This is a genomic window from Pseudooceanicola aestuarii, from assembly GCF_010614805.1.
Classification (GTDB): domain Bacteria; phylum Pseudomonadota; class Alphaproteobacteria; order Rhodobacterales; family Rhodobacteraceae; genus Pseudooceanicola; species Pseudooceanicola aestuarii.
On sequence record NZ_JAAFZC010000006.1, the window covers coordinates 49,701 to 67,266 of the forward strand.

20 protein-coding genes are annotated in these 17,566 nt (G+C 65.2%); 7 read left to right on the forward strand and 13 right to left on the reverse strand.

The window, feature by feature from the left end; genetic code table 11:
* Positions 1-11 precede the first annotated feature (11 nt).
* From zigA to G5A46_RS19140, 3 genes are read left to right on the forward strand one after another with little or no spacing between them, the layout of a single operon-like run.
* Complete coding sequence (zigA, locus tag G5A46_RS19130) at positions 12-1,232, forward strand: zinc metallochaperone GTPase ZigA (protein ID WP_163852143.1); 1,221 nt, start codon at positions 12-14, stop codon at positions 1,230-1,232.
* Positions 1,232-1,594 carry a DUF1826 domain-containing protein gene (locus G5A46_RS19135; protein WP_163852146.1) on the forward strand — a complete coding sequence of 121 codons (363 nt, stop codon included), beginning with the start codon at positions 1,232-1,234 and terminating at the stop codon, positions 1,592-1,594. The genes zigA and G5A46_RS19135 overlap by 1 nt, the downstream gene beginning before the upstream one ends.
* A gap of 6 nt (positions 1,595-1,600) precedes the next feature.
* Positions 1,601-2,080 carry a methyltransferase domain-containing protein gene (locus tag G5A46_RS19140; protein WP_163852148.1) on the forward strand — a complete coding sequence of 160 codons (480 nt, stop codon included), beginning with the start codon at positions 1,601-1,603 and terminating at the stop codon, positions 2,078-2,080.
* A 7-nt stretch (positions 2,081-2,087) separates the two neighbouring features.
* Here G5A46_RS19140 and G5A46_RS19145 read toward each other — a convergent pair whose 3' ends face one another.
* Genes G5A46_RS19145 through G5A46_RS19155 form a run of 3 tightly spaced genes read right to left on the reverse strand, consistent with a single transcriptional unit; the run spans position 2,088 to position 4,113 of the window.
* Entirely contained in the window at positions 2,088-2,900 is an 813-nt protein-coding gene (locus G5A46_RS19145; RefSeq protein WP_163852150.1) for a metal ABC transporter permease, read from the reverse strand.
* The gene (locus G5A46_RS19150) at positions 2,897-3,631 is read right to left on the reverse strand and encodes an ATP-binding cassette domain-containing protein (protein WP_163852152.1); all 735 of its coding nucleotides are present in this window, start codon (positions 3,629-3,631) and stop codon (positions 2,897-2,899) included. Before G5A46_RS19150 ends, G5A46_RS19145 begins: the two co-directional genes overlap by 4 nt.
* A complete protein-coding gene (locus G5A46_RS19155) occupies positions 3,628-4,113 on the reverse strand; it encodes a helix-turn-helix domain-containing protein (protein WP_163852154.1) in 486 nt (161 codons plus the stop codon). Before G5A46_RS19155 ends, G5A46_RS19150 begins: the two co-directional genes overlap by 4 nt.
* 86 nt (positions 4,114-4,199) lie before the next feature.
* On the opposite strand from G5A46_RS19155, the gene G5A46_RS19160 reads away from it, so the two are divergent.
* Positions 4,200-5,240 carry a zinc ABC transporter substrate-binding protein gene (locus G5A46_RS19160; RefSeq protein WP_163852156.1) on the forward strand — a complete coding sequence of 347 codons (1,041 nt, stop codon included), beginning with the start codon at positions 4,200-4,202 and terminating at the stop codon, positions 5,238-5,240.
* 173 nt (positions 5,241-5,413) lie between these two features.
* On the opposite strand, the gene G5A46_RS19165 is transcribed toward G5A46_RS19160, so the two are convergent.
* On the reverse strand, positions 5,414-5,692 hold the full coding sequence (locus tag G5A46_RS19165) for a helix-turn-helix domain-containing protein (protein WP_204318817.1): 279 nt from the start codon (positions 5,690-5,692) through the stop codon (positions 5,414-5,416).
* A 13-nt stretch (positions 5,693-5,705) separates the two neighbouring features.
* Positions 5,706-6,344 (reverse strand): cation efflux transmembrane domain-containing protein, encoded by a 639-nt coding sequence (locus G5A46_RS19170; RefSeq protein WP_163852161.1) that lies wholly within the window; start codon positions 6,342-6,344, stop codon positions 5,706-5,708.
* Between the two features lie 66 nt (positions 6,345-6,410).
* Here G5A46_RS19170 and G5A46_RS19175 point away from each other — a divergent pair, with 66 nt between their 5' ends.
* Positions 6,411-6,821: a MerR family transcriptional regulator gene (locus tag G5A46_RS19175; protein WP_163852163.1), complete on the forward strand. Its 411-nt coding sequence runs from the start codon at positions 6,411-6,413 to the stop codon at positions 6,819-6,821.
* A 187-nt stretch (positions 6,822-7,008) separates the two neighbouring features.
* Here G5A46_RS19175 and G5A46_RS19180 read toward each other — a convergent pair whose 3' ends face one another.
* The 3 genes from G5A46_RS19180 to G5A46_RS19190 all read right to left on the reverse strand — a co-directional run bounded on the left by G5A46_RS19180 (position 7,009) and on the right by G5A46_RS19190 (position 9,787).
* On the reverse strand, positions 7,009-8,178 hold the full coding sequence (locus G5A46_RS19180) for an ATP-binding protein (protein ID WP_163852164.1): 1,170 nt from the start codon (positions 8,176-8,178) through the stop codon (positions 7,009-7,011).
* A gap of 128 nt (positions 8,179-8,306) precedes the next feature.
* A complete protein-coding gene (gene scpB, locus G5A46_RS19185) occupies positions 8,307-8,900 on the reverse strand; it encodes an SMC-Scp complex subunit ScpB (RefSeq protein ID WP_163852166.1) in 594 nt (197 codons plus the stop codon).
* A gap of 2 nt (positions 8,901-8,902) precedes the next feature.
* Positions 8,903-9,787 (reverse strand): DUF1403 family protein, encoded by an 885-nt coding sequence (locus G5A46_RS19190; protein ID WP_163852168.1) that lies wholly within the window; start codon positions 9,785-9,787, stop codon positions 8,903-8,905.
* A gap of 178 nt (positions 9,788-9,965) precedes the next feature.
* On the opposite strand from G5A46_RS19190, the gene G5A46_RS19195 reads away from it, so the two are divergent.
* Entirely contained in the window at positions 9,966-11,021 is a 1,056-nt protein-coding gene (locus G5A46_RS19195) for a tyrosine-type recombinase/integrase (RefSeq protein WP_239521136.1), read from the forward strand.
* A 123-nt stretch (positions 11,022-11,144) separates the two neighbouring features.
* On the opposite strand, the gene G5A46_RS19200 is transcribed toward G5A46_RS19195, so the two are convergent.
* A complete protein-coding gene (locus G5A46_RS19200; RefSeq protein ID WP_163852172.1) occupies positions 11,145-12,242 on the reverse strand; it encodes a ParB N-terminal domain-containing protein in 1,098 nt (365 codons plus the stop codon).
* Positions 12,239-13,582 (reverse strand): AAA family ATPase, encoded by a 1,344-nt coding sequence (locus tag G5A46_RS19205; protein WP_163852174.1) that lies wholly within the window; start codon positions 13,580-13,582, stop codon positions 12,239-12,241. Before G5A46_RS19205 ends, G5A46_RS19200 begins: the two co-directional genes overlap by 4 nt.
* A 463-nt stretch (positions 13,583-14,045) precedes the next feature.
* Here G5A46_RS19205 and G5A46_RS19210 point away from each other — a divergent pair, with 463 nt between their 5' ends.
* Positions 14,046-14,777, forward strand: a complete 732-nt coding sequence (locus tag G5A46_RS19210; RefSeq protein WP_163852176.1) for a DnaA N-terminal domain-containing protein — start codon at positions 14,046-14,048, stop codon at positions 14,775-14,777.
* Between the two features lie 126 nt (positions 14,778-14,903).
* Here G5A46_RS19210 and G5A46_RS19215 read toward each other — a convergent pair whose 3' ends face one another.
* From G5A46_RS19215 to G5A46_RS19225, 3 genes are read right to left on the reverse strand one after another with little or no spacing between them, the layout of a single operon-like run.
* Positions 14,904-15,689 carry an enoyl-CoA hydratase/isomerase family protein gene (locus tag G5A46_RS19215; RefSeq protein ID WP_163852178.1) on the reverse strand — a complete coding sequence of 262 codons (786 nt, stop codon included), beginning with the start codon at positions 15,687-15,689 and terminating at the stop codon, positions 14,904-14,906.
* Complete coding sequence (locus G5A46_RS19220) at positions 15,682-16,947, reverse strand: TRAP transporter large permease (RefSeq protein ID WP_163852180.1); 1,266 nt, start codon at positions 16,945-16,947, stop codon at positions 15,682-15,684. Before G5A46_RS19220 ends, G5A46_RS19215 begins: the two co-directional genes overlap by 8 nt.
* Positions 16,944-17,483 (reverse strand): TRAP transporter small permease, encoded by a 540-nt coding sequence (locus G5A46_RS19225; RefSeq protein WP_163852182.1) that lies wholly within the window; start codon positions 17,481-17,483, stop codon positions 16,944-16,946. The genes G5A46_RS19220 and G5A46_RS19225 overlap by 4 nt, the downstream gene beginning before the upstream one ends.
* Between the last annotated feature and the right edge of the window lie 83 nt (positions 17,484-17,566).

Genomic DNA, 17,566 nt, shown 5'->3' on the forward strand with positions numbered 1-17,566 from the left:
CGGAGACAAAGATGCCAGCCAGCGACACCCGCCTGCCTGTCACCGTGCTGTCGGGCTTCCTCGGAGCCGGCAAAACCACGCTTCTCAACGACGTGCTGAACAACCGCGATGGCCGCCGCGTTGCGGTTATCGTCAACGACATGTCCGAGGTGAACATCGACGCCGATCTTGTGCGCGATGGCGGCGCCAACCTTAGCCAGACCGAGGAAAAGCTGGTCGAGATGACCAACGGCTGCATCTGCTGCACGCTGCGCGACGACCTGCTGATCGAAGTGCGCCGCCTGGCCGAGGAAGGGCGCTTCGACTATCTGCTGATCGAGAGCACCGGCATCGCCGAGCCGCTGCCTGTCGCCGCGACCTTCGACTTCCGCGACGAATTCGGCGAAAGCCTCTCCGACACCGCGCGCCTCGACACGATGGTGACCGTGGTCGACACGGTGAACCTGCTGAACGACTATTCCAGTCACGACTTCATTCGGAATCGCGGCGAAAGCCTGGGCGAAGAGGACGACCGCACCCTGGTTGACCTTCTGGTCGATCAGATCGAATTCGCCGATGTGGTGGTGCTGAACAAGGTGTCGGACGCCGGGCCGGACAAGCTGGATGCCGCACGCAAGATCATCACCTCGCTCAATCCCGATGCGCAGATCATCGAGACCGATCACAGCAAGGTACCGGCCAATCGCATCATGGGCACCGGCCTGTTCGATTTCGACAAGGCGCATCTGCACCCGATGTGGGCCAAGGAACTCTACGGCTTTGCCGACCATGTGCCCGAGACCGAGGAATATGGCGTGTCCTCCTTTGTTTACCGGGCACGGCGCCCTTTCCATCCGCAGAAGATCCACGATGTGCTGAACGGACCCCTGCCCGGCGTGATCCGCGCCAAGGGGCATTTCTGGATCGCAACGCGCCCCGATTGGCTGGCGGAATTCTCGCTTGCCGGCGCGCTGAGCAGCATCGCGCCGATGGGACAGTGGTGGGCGACAGTTCCAAAAGACCGCTGGCCCGATCATCCGCAGGCGCGCGAATATCTGGCGCAGCACTGGCAGGAGCCCTACGGCGATCGCCGGCAGGAACTGGTCTTCATCGGTGCCGGCATGGACAAGGCTGCAATCACGGCGGCCCTTGATGCGGCGCTTGTCGGAGACGAGGCAGACTTCGTACCGCACCAGTGGGAAGATCTGCCCGATCCGTTCCCCGGCTGGCGCCGCGCACCGCAGGCAGCGTGATGCTGGACCTTGCCAAGGGCGCGACAGATGTGGTGAAGGGCGGGTCGGTGGAGGTTCTGCGGGACCTCCACCGACCCGGCTGTGCCGCCGCGATCTGGCAGCGCCGTCTGCCGCCGCTCTTCAGCCAATGGCTCGACGCTCTGCCAGACGGCCGCCTGCCCGGACTGCACGTCAGCGTTCCTCTGCGCGACGTCGCGGATCTGGTACAAGGCGCCTGCCGCGCCGCCCGCAGCGGGGCGGCTGCCGGACAGGCGCTGCTGGCTCAGGACATCGCGCGGCTCGCCGCCGAGTTTGCGCGCATCACCGGGCCGGACAGGCTGCAGGTCCGGCTTGACGTGGTGCGCGGCAACGCCTGCAGCTAGTTCCATGTGGATTACGTGCCGGCCCGCCTGCTCTGCACTTGGCAGGTGACGGCGGTGGATGTCTCCTCCGTCGCGCTTGACTTCGCCGCCAAGAATGCGGCCCGAAACGGCGTGACCGAGCGGATCACCTTTGCCCAGCACGATCTGGCGACCTCATTCCCCAAGGGCAGTTTCGATCTGGTGACGGCAAGCTTCCTGCACTCTCCACAGGACTGGCCACGGTCTGAGGTGCTCGCCCGCGCCGCCGCTGCGGTAGCGCCGAATGGTCACCTGCTGATCACCGAACATGGCTCGCGCGCGCCTTGGTCCTGGTCGCCCGAGAACACGCACTTTCCCACGGCCGAAGATTCGCTGGCAGGCATGCGCTTAGCCCTGCAGGACTGGCACAAGCTCTGCCTTTGCAAAATCGCGCGCGACGCCAGCGGCCCCGAGGGCCAGACCGCGCGGGTGGAGGACAATGTGATCTTTCTCCAGCGCCGCGGCTGAGGCCGGCTTAGCGCCGCCTCCACAGCCCTGCGGTCGAAACCGACAGCGCAAAGAGGATCGCGACCACGCAGACGATGGTCGGCCCGGTCGGCGTATCAAAGTAGTAAGACGCCTCGATCCCGCCAATCACCGAGCCACCCGCGATCAGCACCGCAAGCCCGGCCATCACCTCGGGCGTGCGGCTGAAAGGGCGGGCGGTGGCAGCGGGAATGATCAGCATGGCGGTGATCAAAAGCGCCCCCACCACCTTGATGGCCACGGCCACGGTGATCGCCAGCGCCAGCGTCAGAACCAGTTGTTCGCGCCGCGGATCGACGCCTTCGGCCCGCGCCAGATCGGGGTTGAGCGTGGCGGTAAGCAGCCCCGACCAGCGCCAGCCCACAAGACCCAGCACCAGCACCGCGCCGCCCCAGATCACTGCAAGATCGTCGGGCATGACCGCCAGAATGTCCCCGAAGAGATAGGCCATCAGGTCGATGCGGATGCCACTGAGAAAGGAAGCCGCCACCAGCCCGAAGGCCAATGCCGAATGCGCCAGAACGCCCAGCATGGTGTCCATGGCAAAGCCGCGCCCGCTCAGCGACGAGACGGTCAGCGCCATGGCCAGAGCCACCGCCAGCACGCCCAAGAAGACCGACACGGAAAAGGTCAGCGACAGGGCCACACCAAGGATCGCCGCCTGCGCGGTGGCGTCGCCGAAATAGGCCATGCGGCGCCAGACCACGAAGCAGCCAAGCGGTGCCGTTGCCAGCGCCAGCCCAAGGCCCGCCAGCACGGCGCGCAGGATGAAATCGTCAAGGATGGTGTTCACCAGGGTCATTCTGCCGCCTCGTTCGCAACCGGATCGTGCCGGTGATCATGGTGATGCGTGTAAAGGGCCAATGCCCCGCGTGTGCCCTCGCCAAAGAGAGCACGGTATTCCGGGGCCGAGGCGACATGTTGCGGTGCCCCCTGACAGCAGACATGGCCGTTCAAGCAGATGACCCTGTCACTGGCGCTCATCACCACGTGCAGATCGTGGCTGACCATCAACACGCCACAGCCGCGGCTCTGGCGGACCTCCTCGATCTGTCGATAAAAAGCGGCAACCCCCGGTTGGTCGAGGCCCTGCGTCGCTTCATCGAGCACCAGAAGATCGGGATTGGCCAGCAAAGCCCGGGCAAGCATGACCCGCTGCAACTGCCCGCCCGACAAGGCGCTGATCTGCCGACGTGACAGCCCCGCGACGCCTGCCTCGACCAGCGCCTGTTCAATCTGCGCCGCACTCACCTTGCGGCGCAGCGACAGCAAACGAGCAACGGTCATCGGCAGCGTCGGATCAAGCGCCAGTCGTTGCGGCACATAGCCGATACGCAGCCCCGGCGCAGTGGTGATGCGGCCTTCGCTTGGGACAAGAGAGCCAATCAGCAGGCGTAGCAGGGTCGATTTCCCCGATCCGTTCGGCCCGACGATGGTGACGATCTCACCCGATTTCATGCTGATCGAAACACGTGCCAGGATCTGGCTGTCTCCCAGGCGCAGGCTGACGTCCGAGAACTCAAACAGACTCATTGCTCAAGTCCCTGCTCGATGCAGGCAGGACAGACCCCGAGGGCCTCGACGACGGTCTGCTCAATCCGAAACCCAGCCGCGCGCGCCGCTGCGCCCAGCAACCCTTTCGACGGCGCCGAGACCGTTTCGGCCACCGAGTCGCATACACGACAAATCATGAAGGCAGGGAAATGGGTCTCTCCAGGGTGCAGGCAGGCCACATAGGCATTCAGCCGCTCGACCTTGTGCGCGAAACCGTGGGTCACCAGAAAGTCCAGCGCCCGGTAGGCCAGCGGCGGCTGCCCCCCCCATCCTTCACCCTTCAGCCGATCGAGGATCTGGTAAGCGCCAAGCGCCTTGTGATCCTCCAGCAGGATCTCGAGAACCCTTCGACGCACCGGCGTGAACTGAAGGCGTCGTTCCGCGCAGCGATCCTCTGCCACGGCGACCTGCTCTGCCATGCAGACGGCATGGTCATGCTTTGAAAACCCGACCACTTTCATTTGGTTCTCCCGTAGCTTTGGGTTGAAATGTGATATCGTAACGTATAGCCAATCGCGCAGTGTTACAACATAACGCAGAGGTCGTCATGTCCAGAAAACTACTCCTTGGAGCTGTCTCCGTCCTGGGTCTCGCAAGCGCGGCTTCGGCCGAGGTTCCCTCGGTTGCCGCCGACATTCCGCCGGTTCATTCCTTGGTTTCCATCGTCATGGGTGACTTGGGCACCCCTGACCTTCTGGTCCAGCCCGGCGCATCCCCCCATGGCTATTCGCTGCGTCCCTCAGAGGCTGCGGCGCTCAATCGCGCAGATGCAGTCTTCTGGATCGGCGAGTCGCTTGAGCCCTGGCTGGCAGGCTCGATTGAGGCACTGGCGGACAACGCCCACGTGATCGAGCTGGTGGAAACGGACGGAACGACCGAACTCGAGTTCCGTGAAGGTGCAACCTTTGAGGCGCACAGCCATGATCACGGTGAGGATGATCACCACGACCATGATCATGAAGATGCGCATGATCACGACCACGAGGAACATGATCACGACGAACACGACCACGACGAGCATGCACACGACGACCATGATCATGACGAGCATGCACACGAGGGCCACGACCATCACGGCCATGACCCGCACGCCTGGCTAGACCCGGAGAACGCGCGCGTCTGGCTCGACGTCATCGCGTCGGAACTGTCGGAGCTCGACCCAGAAAACGCCGCCACCTACAGCGCCAATGCAGAGGCCGGAAAGACCAACCTCGAGAACCTGATCGGTGAGATCTCGGCCCAGCTCGATCCGGTGCGCGGCGCGAACTTCGTGGTGTTCCACGACGCCTACCAGTACTTTGAAAACCGCTTCGACTTTCCGGCCCGCGGCTCGATCACCCTGGGCGATGCCTCGGACCCCAGCCCGGCCCGGATCGAGGAGATCCAGCACAAGGTTGCCGAACTGGGCGTTTCCTGCGCCTTTGCCGAGCCACAGTTCAACCCTGATCTCGTCGCAACGGTATTCCGTGGCACCGATGCGCAGACCGGCATCATGGACCCGCTGGGCACAGATCTGGAACCGGGCGCGGACCTCTACCCGCAGCTGCTGCGCAACCTCGCCTCCAGCCTGACGGACTGCCTCGGCTAACCTCTGAGGGCGCCGCGATATGCGGCGCCCTTTCCTGCACTCGCAGGTCATTCAAGCTTTGGCTGACAGGCGTTCGAGACGCCCCGCCCCCTGGTGGGCTCAGGCCCATGCGGAGGCCTCGCCTAGCCGATGTCACGACAAGGGCCTACGCGTCGCATAAACCTGACCGCGTGTCAGCAACAGCTGCAACTGCGTGCGGGTCTGGCAAGATCCATATCTGTCAACGCCTTGTCGCCCAGCAGTGTTTCCGGCTCGACCTGCAACGCGGCCGCGAGACGCAGCGCCACATCTGCCGTCAGGTCTCCCTTCATCGGCAATGCCCCTTCCAGCCGCGCGATCTGACGCTCGGTCAGCCCCGCAAGCTTGGCCAGTTTCGTCCGGCCGATACCGCGGACACGGCGCAGCTCCTGCAGGCGATCCGATTGCAATGTCAGCATATCTCCAAACCTCATTCCAAGTGTTGTTCTAGTGCAGCGCGGGTATAGCCATCAGTCGCCATTCACGGCGTGCATCCCGCATGATCTGCCAGGCCCCATGCAGGGCAAGCGTGGCCATCAACCCGGCCACGGTGAAATCGGGCCAGCCATGGCCTGTGCCGAACACGCCCGCAGCGGCCAGAAGGACCGCTCCGTTCGCAATGACATCGTTGCGTGAACAGATCCAGACCGACCGCATGTTCGCATCCCCCGCCCGGAAGGCCGTCAGCAAAAGCAGGCAGATCAGGTTCATCACCAACGCCAGCATCCCGATGACCCCCATCGTCGGCGCATCCGGCACGGAGCCCTTCGCAATGTGCCACAGGATCGTCCCCAGCACCCAAAGCCCGAAAAGGCCCATGGATGCGCCTTTGACCCATGCCGCCCCCGCGCGCCAGCGCAAGCCCGCCCCGATGACCGCCAGGCTGATCGCGTAGTTCGCCGCATCAGCCAGAAAATCCAGCGCATCGGCCTGTAGTGCCGCAGAGCCCGCAATCATCCCTGCGGCCAGCTCCAGCATGAACATGCCCGCGTTGATGACGAGGACGACCCAGAGCACACGGCGGAACCGTTCGTCCGCAGTCGCAGCGTTCGAGGAGGCACAGGTATCAGTGGAACAGCATGGCATGGCGACCTCGCAAAGGCGTTTGATTCGGACTATGCATAGCCCCTCTAGCCACTTGAGGGGCAAGGCATGAAAACCGAAAACATCCGCATCGGCGATCTGGCAAAACTGACCGGCACGAAGGTTCCGACCATTCGGTACTACGAACAGACAGGCCTGATGCCCGCCGCACTGCGCAGCGCGAGCAACCAGAGGGTCTATGGCAACGTGCAGATAGACCGCCTGCGCTTCATTCGACGGTGCCGTTCACTTGGCTTTTCGATCGAACAGATCCGGGAACTGGCCGACCTCTCGTCCGAAGCCGAACGCTCTTGTGATGACGTGGACGCCTTGACCCAGCGGCACCTGCAGGATGTCGAGAGCAAGATCGCCGATCTCTCCGCGCTAGCACAGAGATTGCGTGCGCTGAGCCGCCACTGCGAAGGGGGCGGCCGGATAGACTGCTGCGGTGTTCTTGACGCATTGGGAGAAACCAACTGACACGGTCCGAGCCGTGCCACGTCATCTCCACGCAAGGCAGCACCCCGCGCAGAGCCCGCCTTCGAATGGCTCTTCAGGCGCCTTGTTGTGATCACGCAGCGGACCAAAAGCCAGATGTGATGATCCTGTGCCGGCATCCGGCCCGTCTTCGGCGACGACACGGTCCTACACCTGCATCGCGGCACCTCTAACCCGGATCCGCCGCCGACCAAAGTGCGCTGACCGGGAGAGCAAAGTTTCCATCCCCCAAGGTCAGCTTGTCCTGCCCAAGGTAGAACACGATTCCAACGGTGCTGCGCCCCTTGCCCGGCCCATCCTTGGCGAACCATTTCAGATGCTTGAAATCCTCGGCGGCAACGCTGGTCGCGGCCTTGACCTCGCCCCCTACCAGCCGGTGGCCTCCGTCGATCAGCACGTCAATCTCTCGCCGGTCCGCGCTGCGCCAGTGGTATAGGCGATAGTCCTCGTCCTGTAGCGGCAGGGCGCGCTGCAACTCGCCCACGACGAAACTTTCCAGCAGACCGCCCAGGGCCTCCGGGCTGTTGCCGATGTCGAATGACCTTTCATTCAGCCGGCGCAGCGCGGCGGCAACGCCGGTATCCACGAAATGGAACTTCGGCTGCTTGATATCTCGTTTGCTTTCCCCAGGAATCCAGGCGCCCAGCTTGATTACCAGCGACAACCGCATCAGCACGTCGAGGTACTGATCAACCGTTTCGCGCTTGAGCTTTGCGAGTTTCGCAAGTTCAGAGGTGTTGATCTCTTGCGCCGTCCGCGCCGCCATCTGGTCGATCAGGAACCGCAGCGCGTCGGGCTTCCTTACCGGCATGACATCGGCAACGTCGCGCTCCACCACCGCGTCAATATAATCGCGATACTGCCTTTGACGCGACCTAAGGGGCAGCGCGCGGATCTCGGGGTAGCCCCCCATCAGGATCAGCTTGGCATAATCCTTGCGGCCCAGCGGCGCGGGGTCGGCGATCTGCGCCAGGCGCGGGACCGGCTGCATCGCCCAGTCGATCAGACGGCTGGCGGGGGCGCGGTTGACCTCGGCCCCGGTCAGCACGAACTGGCCCTTCCGGCGATTACGCTCGACGATCTTCTTGATAGCCAGCGCCAGCTTCGGGGACCGCTGAGCCTCGTCGATGATGACCGGCGTGTCAGGCTGCACCTCGGCCAGGGCAGTCAGCTGACCTTCGGGGTCGGCCTCCATCGCGGCCAGGATCGCGGCATCGTCCAGCGTGATGAACCGCCCCAACCGGAAGAGATCGCGCACCAACGTGGTCTTGCCCACCTGCCGTGGCCCGACAAGGTTTACCACGCGGGCCGTTGCCAGCGAGTCACGCAGTTCGGGCATCAGATGCCGCGGCAGATAGTCATCGGTGTCGCTCGTTTCACCAATTGCCCACAAAGAAGCTCACGAAATGTCCACTAGAAGCACCACCACATGCCCTATAATGGGTTCTCCAGAAACCCGACAGCCGCTTATAAAACGCCCACGCCCGCATCGTTCAACTGCTCCCGATCGGGAAGATCGTTCAGGCTCGCCAGCCCGAACGCGACTAGGAATTGCTCAGTGGTGACGAAGGTGTAGGGCGCGCCACGGCGCGGAGCCCTCGGCCCGGTGCCAATGAGAGCCTGCGCATGCAGCCGCCCGATCAGATCGCGGCTGATCTCCTTGCCGAAAATGTCCTTCAGCCCGTCGCGGGTGATCGGCTGGTGGTAAGCGATGGCGGCCAGGACCGCGACGTCGAATTCGCTCAGGTCCAGCAGCTGGTCGCCGACATCCGCCGCAGCGCGGATCGCGGGGGCGTAGGTCGCGCGCGTCCGGAACATCCAGCCGGCGGCGCCCTGCGCGATCTCAAACGCCCGGCCCTCCAGATCGGCAGCAAGGTCCTCGACCAACAGGTCGACCGAGGCCCCCTGCCCCACGATCCGCGCCAGATCCTCGCGCGGGACTGGCGCGGCAGAGGCAAAGAGCACCGCCTCGATCCGCCGCATCCATTCGCGCCAGCGCAGATCGGGCGGCAGTTCCGCCAGTTCGCGATCAAGCTCAGGGTCAGAGCGATCCTTCGCCATCGCTACGCTCCGTAGAGCCGGAAGGTGTCGCGGCCCGTCAGCTCGCGCACCGCGCCGAGCTCAACCAACCGGTCACAAAGCCGTCGCGCCGCACGATCCGGCAAGGGCAAGGCCGAGGGCGCCACGGCATCGCGGGTCAGGAAAATCTCGACGGCGGCGCCCGCCCCCTTGGCACGCAGCTTGGGCGCGACCGCCTTCAGATGCGCCGCCCGGCGCGTGAGGTCGGCAGCCTGCCGCACGGCCTCAACCGCCGATCCAATCAGCCCACGATGACAGGCCAGCCGCAGGTCACAGCCCCGCTTGCGCAGATCGGCTCGCTTCAGGCCCGCGGCCAGCAGCGGGACCAGATGAGGCCAACCAAGGGCCTGGGTGAGGGCGGCATCGGCAAGCACCAGTGCCGGCGCCTGCGCGCGCGGGGCATCGGACTGCACCGCCTCCAGAACCATCGCCGCACGGGTCACCGGCGGTCCGCATCCCGCGTCGAGCCATGTGGCGATCTGCCCCGGCTCAGCGCCCGGCAGCGCGCGGGCCAGCGCCTTGACCGAGAGGGGCCGCTCCGCAGCCCGCCGCCATTCAAGACAGGTTTCACCGGCCGGTCCGGGCAGGTCGCCGGGGCGCAACAGGTGCACCGCATCGCGCAGCTCTGCGGCCCGCTCGGGACGCCCGGAAAACGCGACGCAAGCCTCTGCGGCGCGCAGCGCGAGCCGGTCACGCAACAAGGCTTGGGGAACGTCCTCGCGTTCCAACACAAGATGCAGGTGGTTCAGCGCCGCGCCCGAACAGAACGCAACATCTTCAGGGGCTTCCGCGCGGGTGGAGGTGATCCAGGATGGTATCCCGGACAAGGAGCCAAGGATACTCTGATGAACCGGTCGGGCAAATGTCATGGCCGCAGCCTACAGGTGGGCGGCGCTTTATACCACAAGTTTAGGCAAAAACCGCCTCACCTTATGATACTCAAAAATGTCCAGTAAATTTGCATTATCGGTCATAGATGACTAGGATGGCACGCAGACCCATCGGGGCCGGGATCAGGGGGCGAACATGGGCCTGGAGACAAAGAAAATGACCTTCCCGCCGGGTGCGGTGCAGGACGATGAACCCGACGGCAACAGCTTTGCCCTGCCCGCGCATGTGGCTGGATCGGGATCGCTGGACCAGCTGGCGGAGACCGCGCGCGACTATGCGCGGGCGGCGACCTCGGAGAATACGCTGACGGCCTATGCCCGCGACTGGGCGCATTTCACGCGCTGGTGTCGGATGAAAGGGACAGACCCCCTGCCCCCTGCGCCGGAGGTGATCGGCCTCTACCTTGCGGATCTGGCCAGGGGAACGGCGCGGGGGCCGGCGCTGGCGGTCAGCACGATTGACCGCCGCCTGTCCGGCCTGTGCTGGAACTACGCGCAACGTGGCCTGCCCCTGGATCGCCGGGACCGTCATATCGCCGCCGTCCTGGCCGGGATCAGGCGCCGGCACGCGCGCCCTCCGGTGCAGAAGGCCGCGATCCTTGCGGAGGACATCCTGGCGATGACGGCCATTCTGCCCCATGATCTGCGCGGGCTGCGGGATCGCGCGATCCTGCTGCTGGGGTATGCCGGGGGGTTGCGCCGGTCGGAGATCGTCAGCCTAGACCTGCACAAGGACGATACGCCGGACAGCGGCGGCTGGGTGGAGATCATGGCGGCCGGTGCTCTGCTGACCCTGAATGCCAAGACCGGCTGGCGCGAGGTGGAAATCGGCCGCGGATCCTCGGACCGGACCTGCCCGGTTCATGCGCTGGCGCAATGGTTGCATTTCGCGCGGATCGACTTTGGCCCGATCTTCGTCGCCACGTCGCGCGATGGGACGCGCGCGCTGGACCGGCGGCTGAATGACCGCCATGTCGCCCGGCTGGTCAAGCGCTGCGTGCGCGACGCGGGTATCCGTGCGGACCTGCCGGAGGCGGAACGGCTGGCGCTGTTTTCCGGCCATTCCCTGCGCGCGGGTCTGGCCAGCGCGGCGGAGGTCGATGAACGGTATGTGCAGAAACAACTTGGCCATGCTTCCGCCGAAATGACCCGCCGTTATCAACGGCGCCGTGATCGGTTCCGGGTGAACCTGACGAAAGCCGCCGGTCTGTAGGCCGACACGGGGGACGACGCGTTCGCGACGACGGCGACGGCGACGGCGGGCCGGACACGCAAACGCCCCCGGCGCCAACGCGTCCGGGGGCGTATCCGCCGGCCAGCTTATCCGCGGATAAGCTTAGCCCAGCCCGTCGATCAGGGAGGCGATCGCCCGTTCCAGCCGCGCCCGCTCGATAGTGGAGAAATCGCGCGCCACCTTGATTTCCAGCCGCCCCGGACCGGCGGTGCATTTCACCTGCCCGGCAGAACTTGAGATATGGAATGTGGTCTTGGTGCGTCCGCCCTGCCCTTTTGCCCTGGTGCCGGACGGCGCCGGTGCGTCGACTTCCGGATCGTTCTGGCCGGTGTGGGCGCGCAGGATGTCCAACTCCTGCTGAATGCTGCGGTTGTCCCAATCGGCCAGCGCCTCGCGGATCTGGCCGACGATCTCGGGCCGGGCCTTGATCTCCCGCGCCAGCGCAACGCCAAGGGCGCGCGGGATCTCTGTCGGGAAGCGCAACGCGCCGCTGAGCTGATCGAGCAGATAGGCGAAATTGCGGATGTAGCTGCGCTTGGAATAAGGCGCCGACTGGAACAGCGCGGCAACCGCGCCAGCCAGATCCTGAGCGTCGGTGCCCGGTTCGGCGGCGTAGTTCTGCGCGGCATAGGCCATCTCGGCAAAGGAGAGATCCTTGCGGATCACGTTCTCGTCCACCATCCGGCGATACAGGCCGCTGATGTCCGGTTCCCCCGGCATGATCAGGGCCGGGATCTCGGCCCAGCCGCCCTGCCCGTCTTCTTCGGTCAGGCGACGATAGGCGGTCAGCCGGCGGTGGCCCTGGATCAATTCGTAGCCGGAGCCATCGGGCCGGGGCATCACGCGGATCGGGTTCGACAGGCCCAGCTCCCGGATGGAGGTGACCAGTTCGTCCAGTTCCATGTCGTCACCGGGGATACGGTCGCGCACCAACAGGCTGGTGTGCACCGCGTCCAGCGGGATCGACTGCACGACATGCCCGGCATCGCGCAGCGCGACATATTCATGGGCCAGGGAATCGTTCTCCTCGCGGATCGCATCGGCGGCGGATTTGCGGGCCTTCACCGCCTGCGCGTTTTCGGCAATGGCACTGGCCATCGGGCCACGGCGCGGCGGCTCCTCATTCGGCGGTGCGGAGGCCGCCGGGGGGGTGTTCTCCTCCGGCAGGTCGATATCGAAGACGCGGCGTTTGCGGCTCATGTGTTATCCTCCTCTGGCTGGACCTTATCCGCGGATAAGGACGCATCGGCCATGCCATCCCAATGCTGTTGCATCGCCGCGCGGTATTCGGCGAAGGCCCGGTCGAAACTGGCGCGGGCACGGCGCCAGGTTTCGCGGGTCATGTCGCGGTAGTCCATTTCGTAGATCGAACTCAGGAACCGGCCGGATTGTTCGACAGCGCGCGTCATCTCGACCGGGTGTTCGGCCATCTTGTCGCCGAACACCTTGCCAAAGGCCTCGAACATCGCGCGGTGCAGATCGTTGCCCGGCTCGTACCGCGTCAGCAGGAAGCGGACGTCGTGAAACGCCTTGGGCAGGGTAATCTTATCCGCGGATAAGGTATCGTCGAACCCATAGGCCAGATCCTCCAGCGCCTCCGACAATTGCCCGATGAAGGAGGTGGTGGAATCGTATTCCCAATAGCCCGGCCCCGACGGCACATACAGCATGTCCGCGGCAAAGACCGCATTCATCGACTGGTAGCCGATCGCCGGCGGGCAGTCGAAGAACACCAGGTCCCATTGATCATCGGGCAGCTGGTCCAGGAACCGGTTCACCGCCGCGAAGAACGACCATTCCGGGTTCAGGTGCCGGTACTGGGCCGAGGCGAATTCGACAAAGGCCGCATTGGCACAGGACGGGATCAGATCAATCGTCGGCCAGTTCGTCGGCTGGATGAAATCGCTGACCCGCAGATCCTGGATGCCCAGCCCGGTGATGGAGGAGGGCAGGGTGCGTTCCGGCAGCGCGGTGCCACTGGCAGCGCCGCGGGGGGCGGCATTCTGCGCCTCCGTCTCGCGGATCAGGTCGCGGGCCATGATGCCCCAGACGGTGCGTTCCTCGCTGACATCGGTCAGGCCCATGGAATGGCTGAGCGTGGCCTGCGGATCGAAATCGACACAGAGCACGCGGTACCCCTCAAGCGCGGCGGCATGGGCGAAATGCAGCGCCACGGTGGACTTGCCCGCGCCACCCTTGAAATTGGCGATGGCGGTGCGGAAGGCCCGGCCGCCGGGGCGCGGCGGCATCAGGGTCTTGCCGCGCGGCTTGAGCTTGCGGCGTAGGGTGTTGACCTCTTCAAGGGTGAACCAGCGCTGGCGGCCCTCGGGCTCAACCATGCCGGAGGGCAGGGAGGGATCGGCCGCCATCTTGCCGCGAAAGGTGTTCTGGTTGATGCCCAGGATCAGCTCCGCCACCTCCCAGGAGGAAAACCGGCGCAGGGTCTTGCGGCTTTCGGGGGAGAAGGTCTGTTGACGGATCCAGCTCTGCATCTTGAGCGAGCGGGACTGAATCTCCCGCAAGTCGGTATGGGTCAGCACGCGGCACCTCAAACGCAAATTGTTGTTCTCCTCCGGTTTACGCCCAATTTGCCATTTTTGTCGAGTTGCAATTATACTGGAGCTGAAGGGCGCACAGCGGTCGCCAGGCCAGGCTTATCCGCGGATAACCAGCCGCCCCGCCGCGAATCGCAGTGTCCCGGCGCGACCGCTGCCTGATGGACAAGGTCGCGACAGATGGGGGGACACCATGGGGCGACACACAAGCGGTTGAGGGGACATCCTGGCTGTTTGGGGGGACATACAGCACGACCCCCTATACCAAATACATACCCTTTTTCTTCGAAACAGGTTAGGAGACCGAGGCCCAAGTGACTCGAATCCTTGACAAGTCCCGCCTCTTCAACGCTAATCGCTGCAAGATCGGGAAAAGCGTTCAAATCACCTGCGCAGACAGGTTGCATCCCGAATGGCAGGACCGGGGCACCGTCGAACGAGGGCAGAGATGCGGACATGGACAGGACAGGGGCCCTCCGCGGCCCTGGATACGCACAAGCGGTTGACGGGTCCGGGCGCGTCATCGCGCAAATACGATATCATCACCGCGCTGCTGGTGACCACCGCCCGTGGCAATGCGGATGTCGGACGGCTGGCGATGCGGCTGTCATTGCTGATCACGGCACGGTTCAACTGGCGGCAGGAAAGCTTTGCCGTCGCCCAGAAGGAAATGGCCCGGATGTGGGGCGTCACCGAACGCACGGCCAAGAGGGAGATCGCGGCGATGCGGGCGCGGGGCTGGATCGCGGTCAGCGTACCGGCGGCGCGGGGCAGGGTGGCACAACACCGGATCGATTTCGATGCCGTGCTGCGCGAGACGATGCCGCATTGGGACGCGGTTGGCCCCGATTTCGCCGCCCGCATGACCGGGCGCCCCGAAGCCCCGGAGGTGCCCGACAACGTGGTCCCCTTTGCCGCCAGCGCGGTACCGGCGCCCGGATCGGGCACGCCCTGGGGCGCCACCTGCGAGAAGCTGCGCGCTCAGGACCCCGCTGTCTTCGACGCCTGGTTCGCGCGGCTGGTGCCGGTAGAGGACGAGGCGCCGGTGCTGACCTTGCAGGCGCCGTCGCGCTTTGTCGCCGATTACGTGCGCACCCATTTCCGCACCCGACTGCTGGCCGCCGCGCTGAGCGCCGAACCCGGCCTGCGCGACGTGGAGGTGATCTGGACGGAAGAGTGAGACCGGTCGCCGATCGCAGGGCGTCCGGGACGTGGCAGACGGCGGGCGGGCGCCGCAGGCCGACCGGTAGACAGGAGGCAGGCTGGCCGGGCCGGTCAGTGACCACCCGCCCGGCAGATCCGCGCCCTACCGGCCCTGCCAGACCGGGGGCCGGCCTTCGGCAAAGGCGCGGGCGCCTTCGACGCGGTCCTCGCTGGCCATCAGCCGCTGGTGCAGCGCCAGTTCCAGGGCCAGCCCGGCGGGGCCTCCGAAATCGGCGGCGCCACGGGTACTGCGCACGGCGGCCTGCACGGCGAGGGGGGGCAGCGCCATCAGGCGGTCGGCATATCGCATCACCTCGTCCATCAGCCTGTCGGGCGGGACCACGCGGTTGACCAGGCCCAGCTCTTCGGCGCGGGGGGCGTCCAGCTCTGCGCCGCTCAGCAGCAGGTCCAACGCGCGCCGTCCGCCAAGCGCCCGGGCGAGGAACTGTGTTCCGCCCATCCCCGGCATCACGCCGCGCTGAAGTTCGGGCAGGGCAAACCGCGCGTTGGTCGCGGCAATGACCAGATCGCTGGACAGGGCCAGTTCGGCCCCGCCGCCATGGGCGGCCCCGTTCACCGCCGCGATCACCGGAAACTCGAAACTGCCCCGCAGGGTCAGGCCCAGACGGTGGGTCAGGTGTTGGGCGCGGGCGGCCTCGGCATTCAGGGTCGCCCGCTCCTTCAGATCCGCGCCGGAGCAGAAGGCCCTGTCCCCGCTGCCGGTGATCACCAGCGCCCGCATCTCCGGGCGCATGGCCAGCCGGGTATAGAGATCGACCAGCGCCCGCCCGCTGGCCGTGGTCAGCGCGTTGCGGGCGGCGGGCCGGTCGATGGTGACGATGACCAGACCGCGCGCAGGTTCCTCTACCCGCAGCCCGGCGTCAAACATGGCTGGGCAGCCAGGTGGCAAAGGCCGGCACCAGGATCATCAGCAACCCGTAGAGGATGCCCAGCAGCAGGAACCCAGGCAGTTCGGCAAAGGCCTTCTCAGGTGACATGCGGATCACCGCCGCCCCGGTATAGAGGCCGACGCAAACCGGCGGGGTCAGCATCCCCAGCCCGACAAAAGCACCGAGGACGATGTAATACTGGATCGGGTCGATGCCGATGGGCCCCAGGGCCGCCAGGGTCATCGGCACCACCAGGTATAGGATCGGCACCACTTCGACAAAGGTGCCCAGCAGCAGGCATGCCACGGCCACCATGATCAGAAAGGTGATCCGCCCGGTGCCCATGTCGGTCAGGAAGGTGATGAGGTGCTGCGGCGCCTGGGTGAAGGTCAGGATGACCGACAGAAAGGTTGCCATGGCGATGATGACGAAGATGGCACTGGTGGCCACGGCGGTGGCCATCAGCCCTTCGGCCAGGCCGCGCAGGGTCAGCTCGCGATAGACGAAAAAGCCGATGAGCATCGCCCAGGCCCCGGCGACCGCAGCGGATTCCGCCGCCGTCAGCATGCCGCTGTAGATCCCGCCCAGAATGATCACCGGCGTCAGAAGGGCCGGCACGGCCTTGGTGAACCTGTTGCGCCGCTCGGACCAGCTGGCCTTGGGCGTGCGGGGAATATGGCGGCAGCGATAGGCGACATAGGCGCCCAGCATGACCATCAGCACGATGCCCGGCACGATACCGGCCGCGAAGGTCTTGGAAACCGGGACGGAGGTCAGGGAGGAATAGATGATCGCCGCGTTGCTGGGTGGGATCAGCCCTTCGAGCAGCGCGGCCATGGCCGCCAGCACGACGACAAAGGCCTTGGGATAGCCCTCTTCGATCATGCGCGGCATCAGGATGGTGCCGATTGCCGTGATCGCCGCCAGGATGGAGCCGCAGAAAGCCGCGAAGAACCCCATGGCCAGCACCATCGACACGCCCAGCCCGCCGGGCCAATGCCCGACAAGGGCGACGCAGAAATTCACCAGTCGCCCGGCGATGCCGCCCTTGACCATGGTGTAGCCGGCAAAGATGAACAACGGCACCGCCAGCAGGATCTGTTTGCTGACCGCGGAGAAGGAGACCTGAAGCAGGGTCGCCCACGGAAGGTTCAGGTCCAGCGACGCGATCAGCACACTGCCGACGCCGAACACCAGAAAGATCGGCACCGAAATGATCAGCAGGAAGGTGGAAACTGCGAGAGATACGGGGATCATGCCAGACCGCCTTCCGTGTCGGGAGTAACCGTTTCACCGCGCGCCAGGGACAGCGCGCTGAGGATCATGCGTTCGATGGCGAACCAGGCCAGCAGGGCAAAGCCCACCGGGAACGAGGTGTAGATCCACCACAGCGGAAACCGGATGCCTGTCTCTGTCGTCTGGTTGAGCCGCATGAAAAAGCGTAGCGCATCCATCCCGCCCCAGAAGAACCAGACCGAAGCGGCCAGGATGATCACCCCGATCCCGAGACTGAGCATCTGTTCGCGCCGATCCGACAACAGCGCGGGCAGCATGTCGACGGTGATATGGTGGTTGGAGCGGAGCAGGACGCCCATCATCGGGAAGACCACCCAGGGCATCAGCAACGGGGGCAGGTCGTTCAATATCGCGTAGCCGAAGCCGAAGAAGAAACGTTCGAACGCCGATACGGTCAGGGCGAAAATGGCGAATGCAACACCGCAACAGGCTACGAACTGACACAGACGCGCCAGCCAGGTGTTCATTCGGAGATAGAATTTCAATGTGTTTTTCACAGGCGGCTCCAACGCGGCTGGCCGGTCAGGGCCATGCGGTGCGATAGTTGGGATGGGCGAGGGGGGGGGCACCGTCAGCGCGG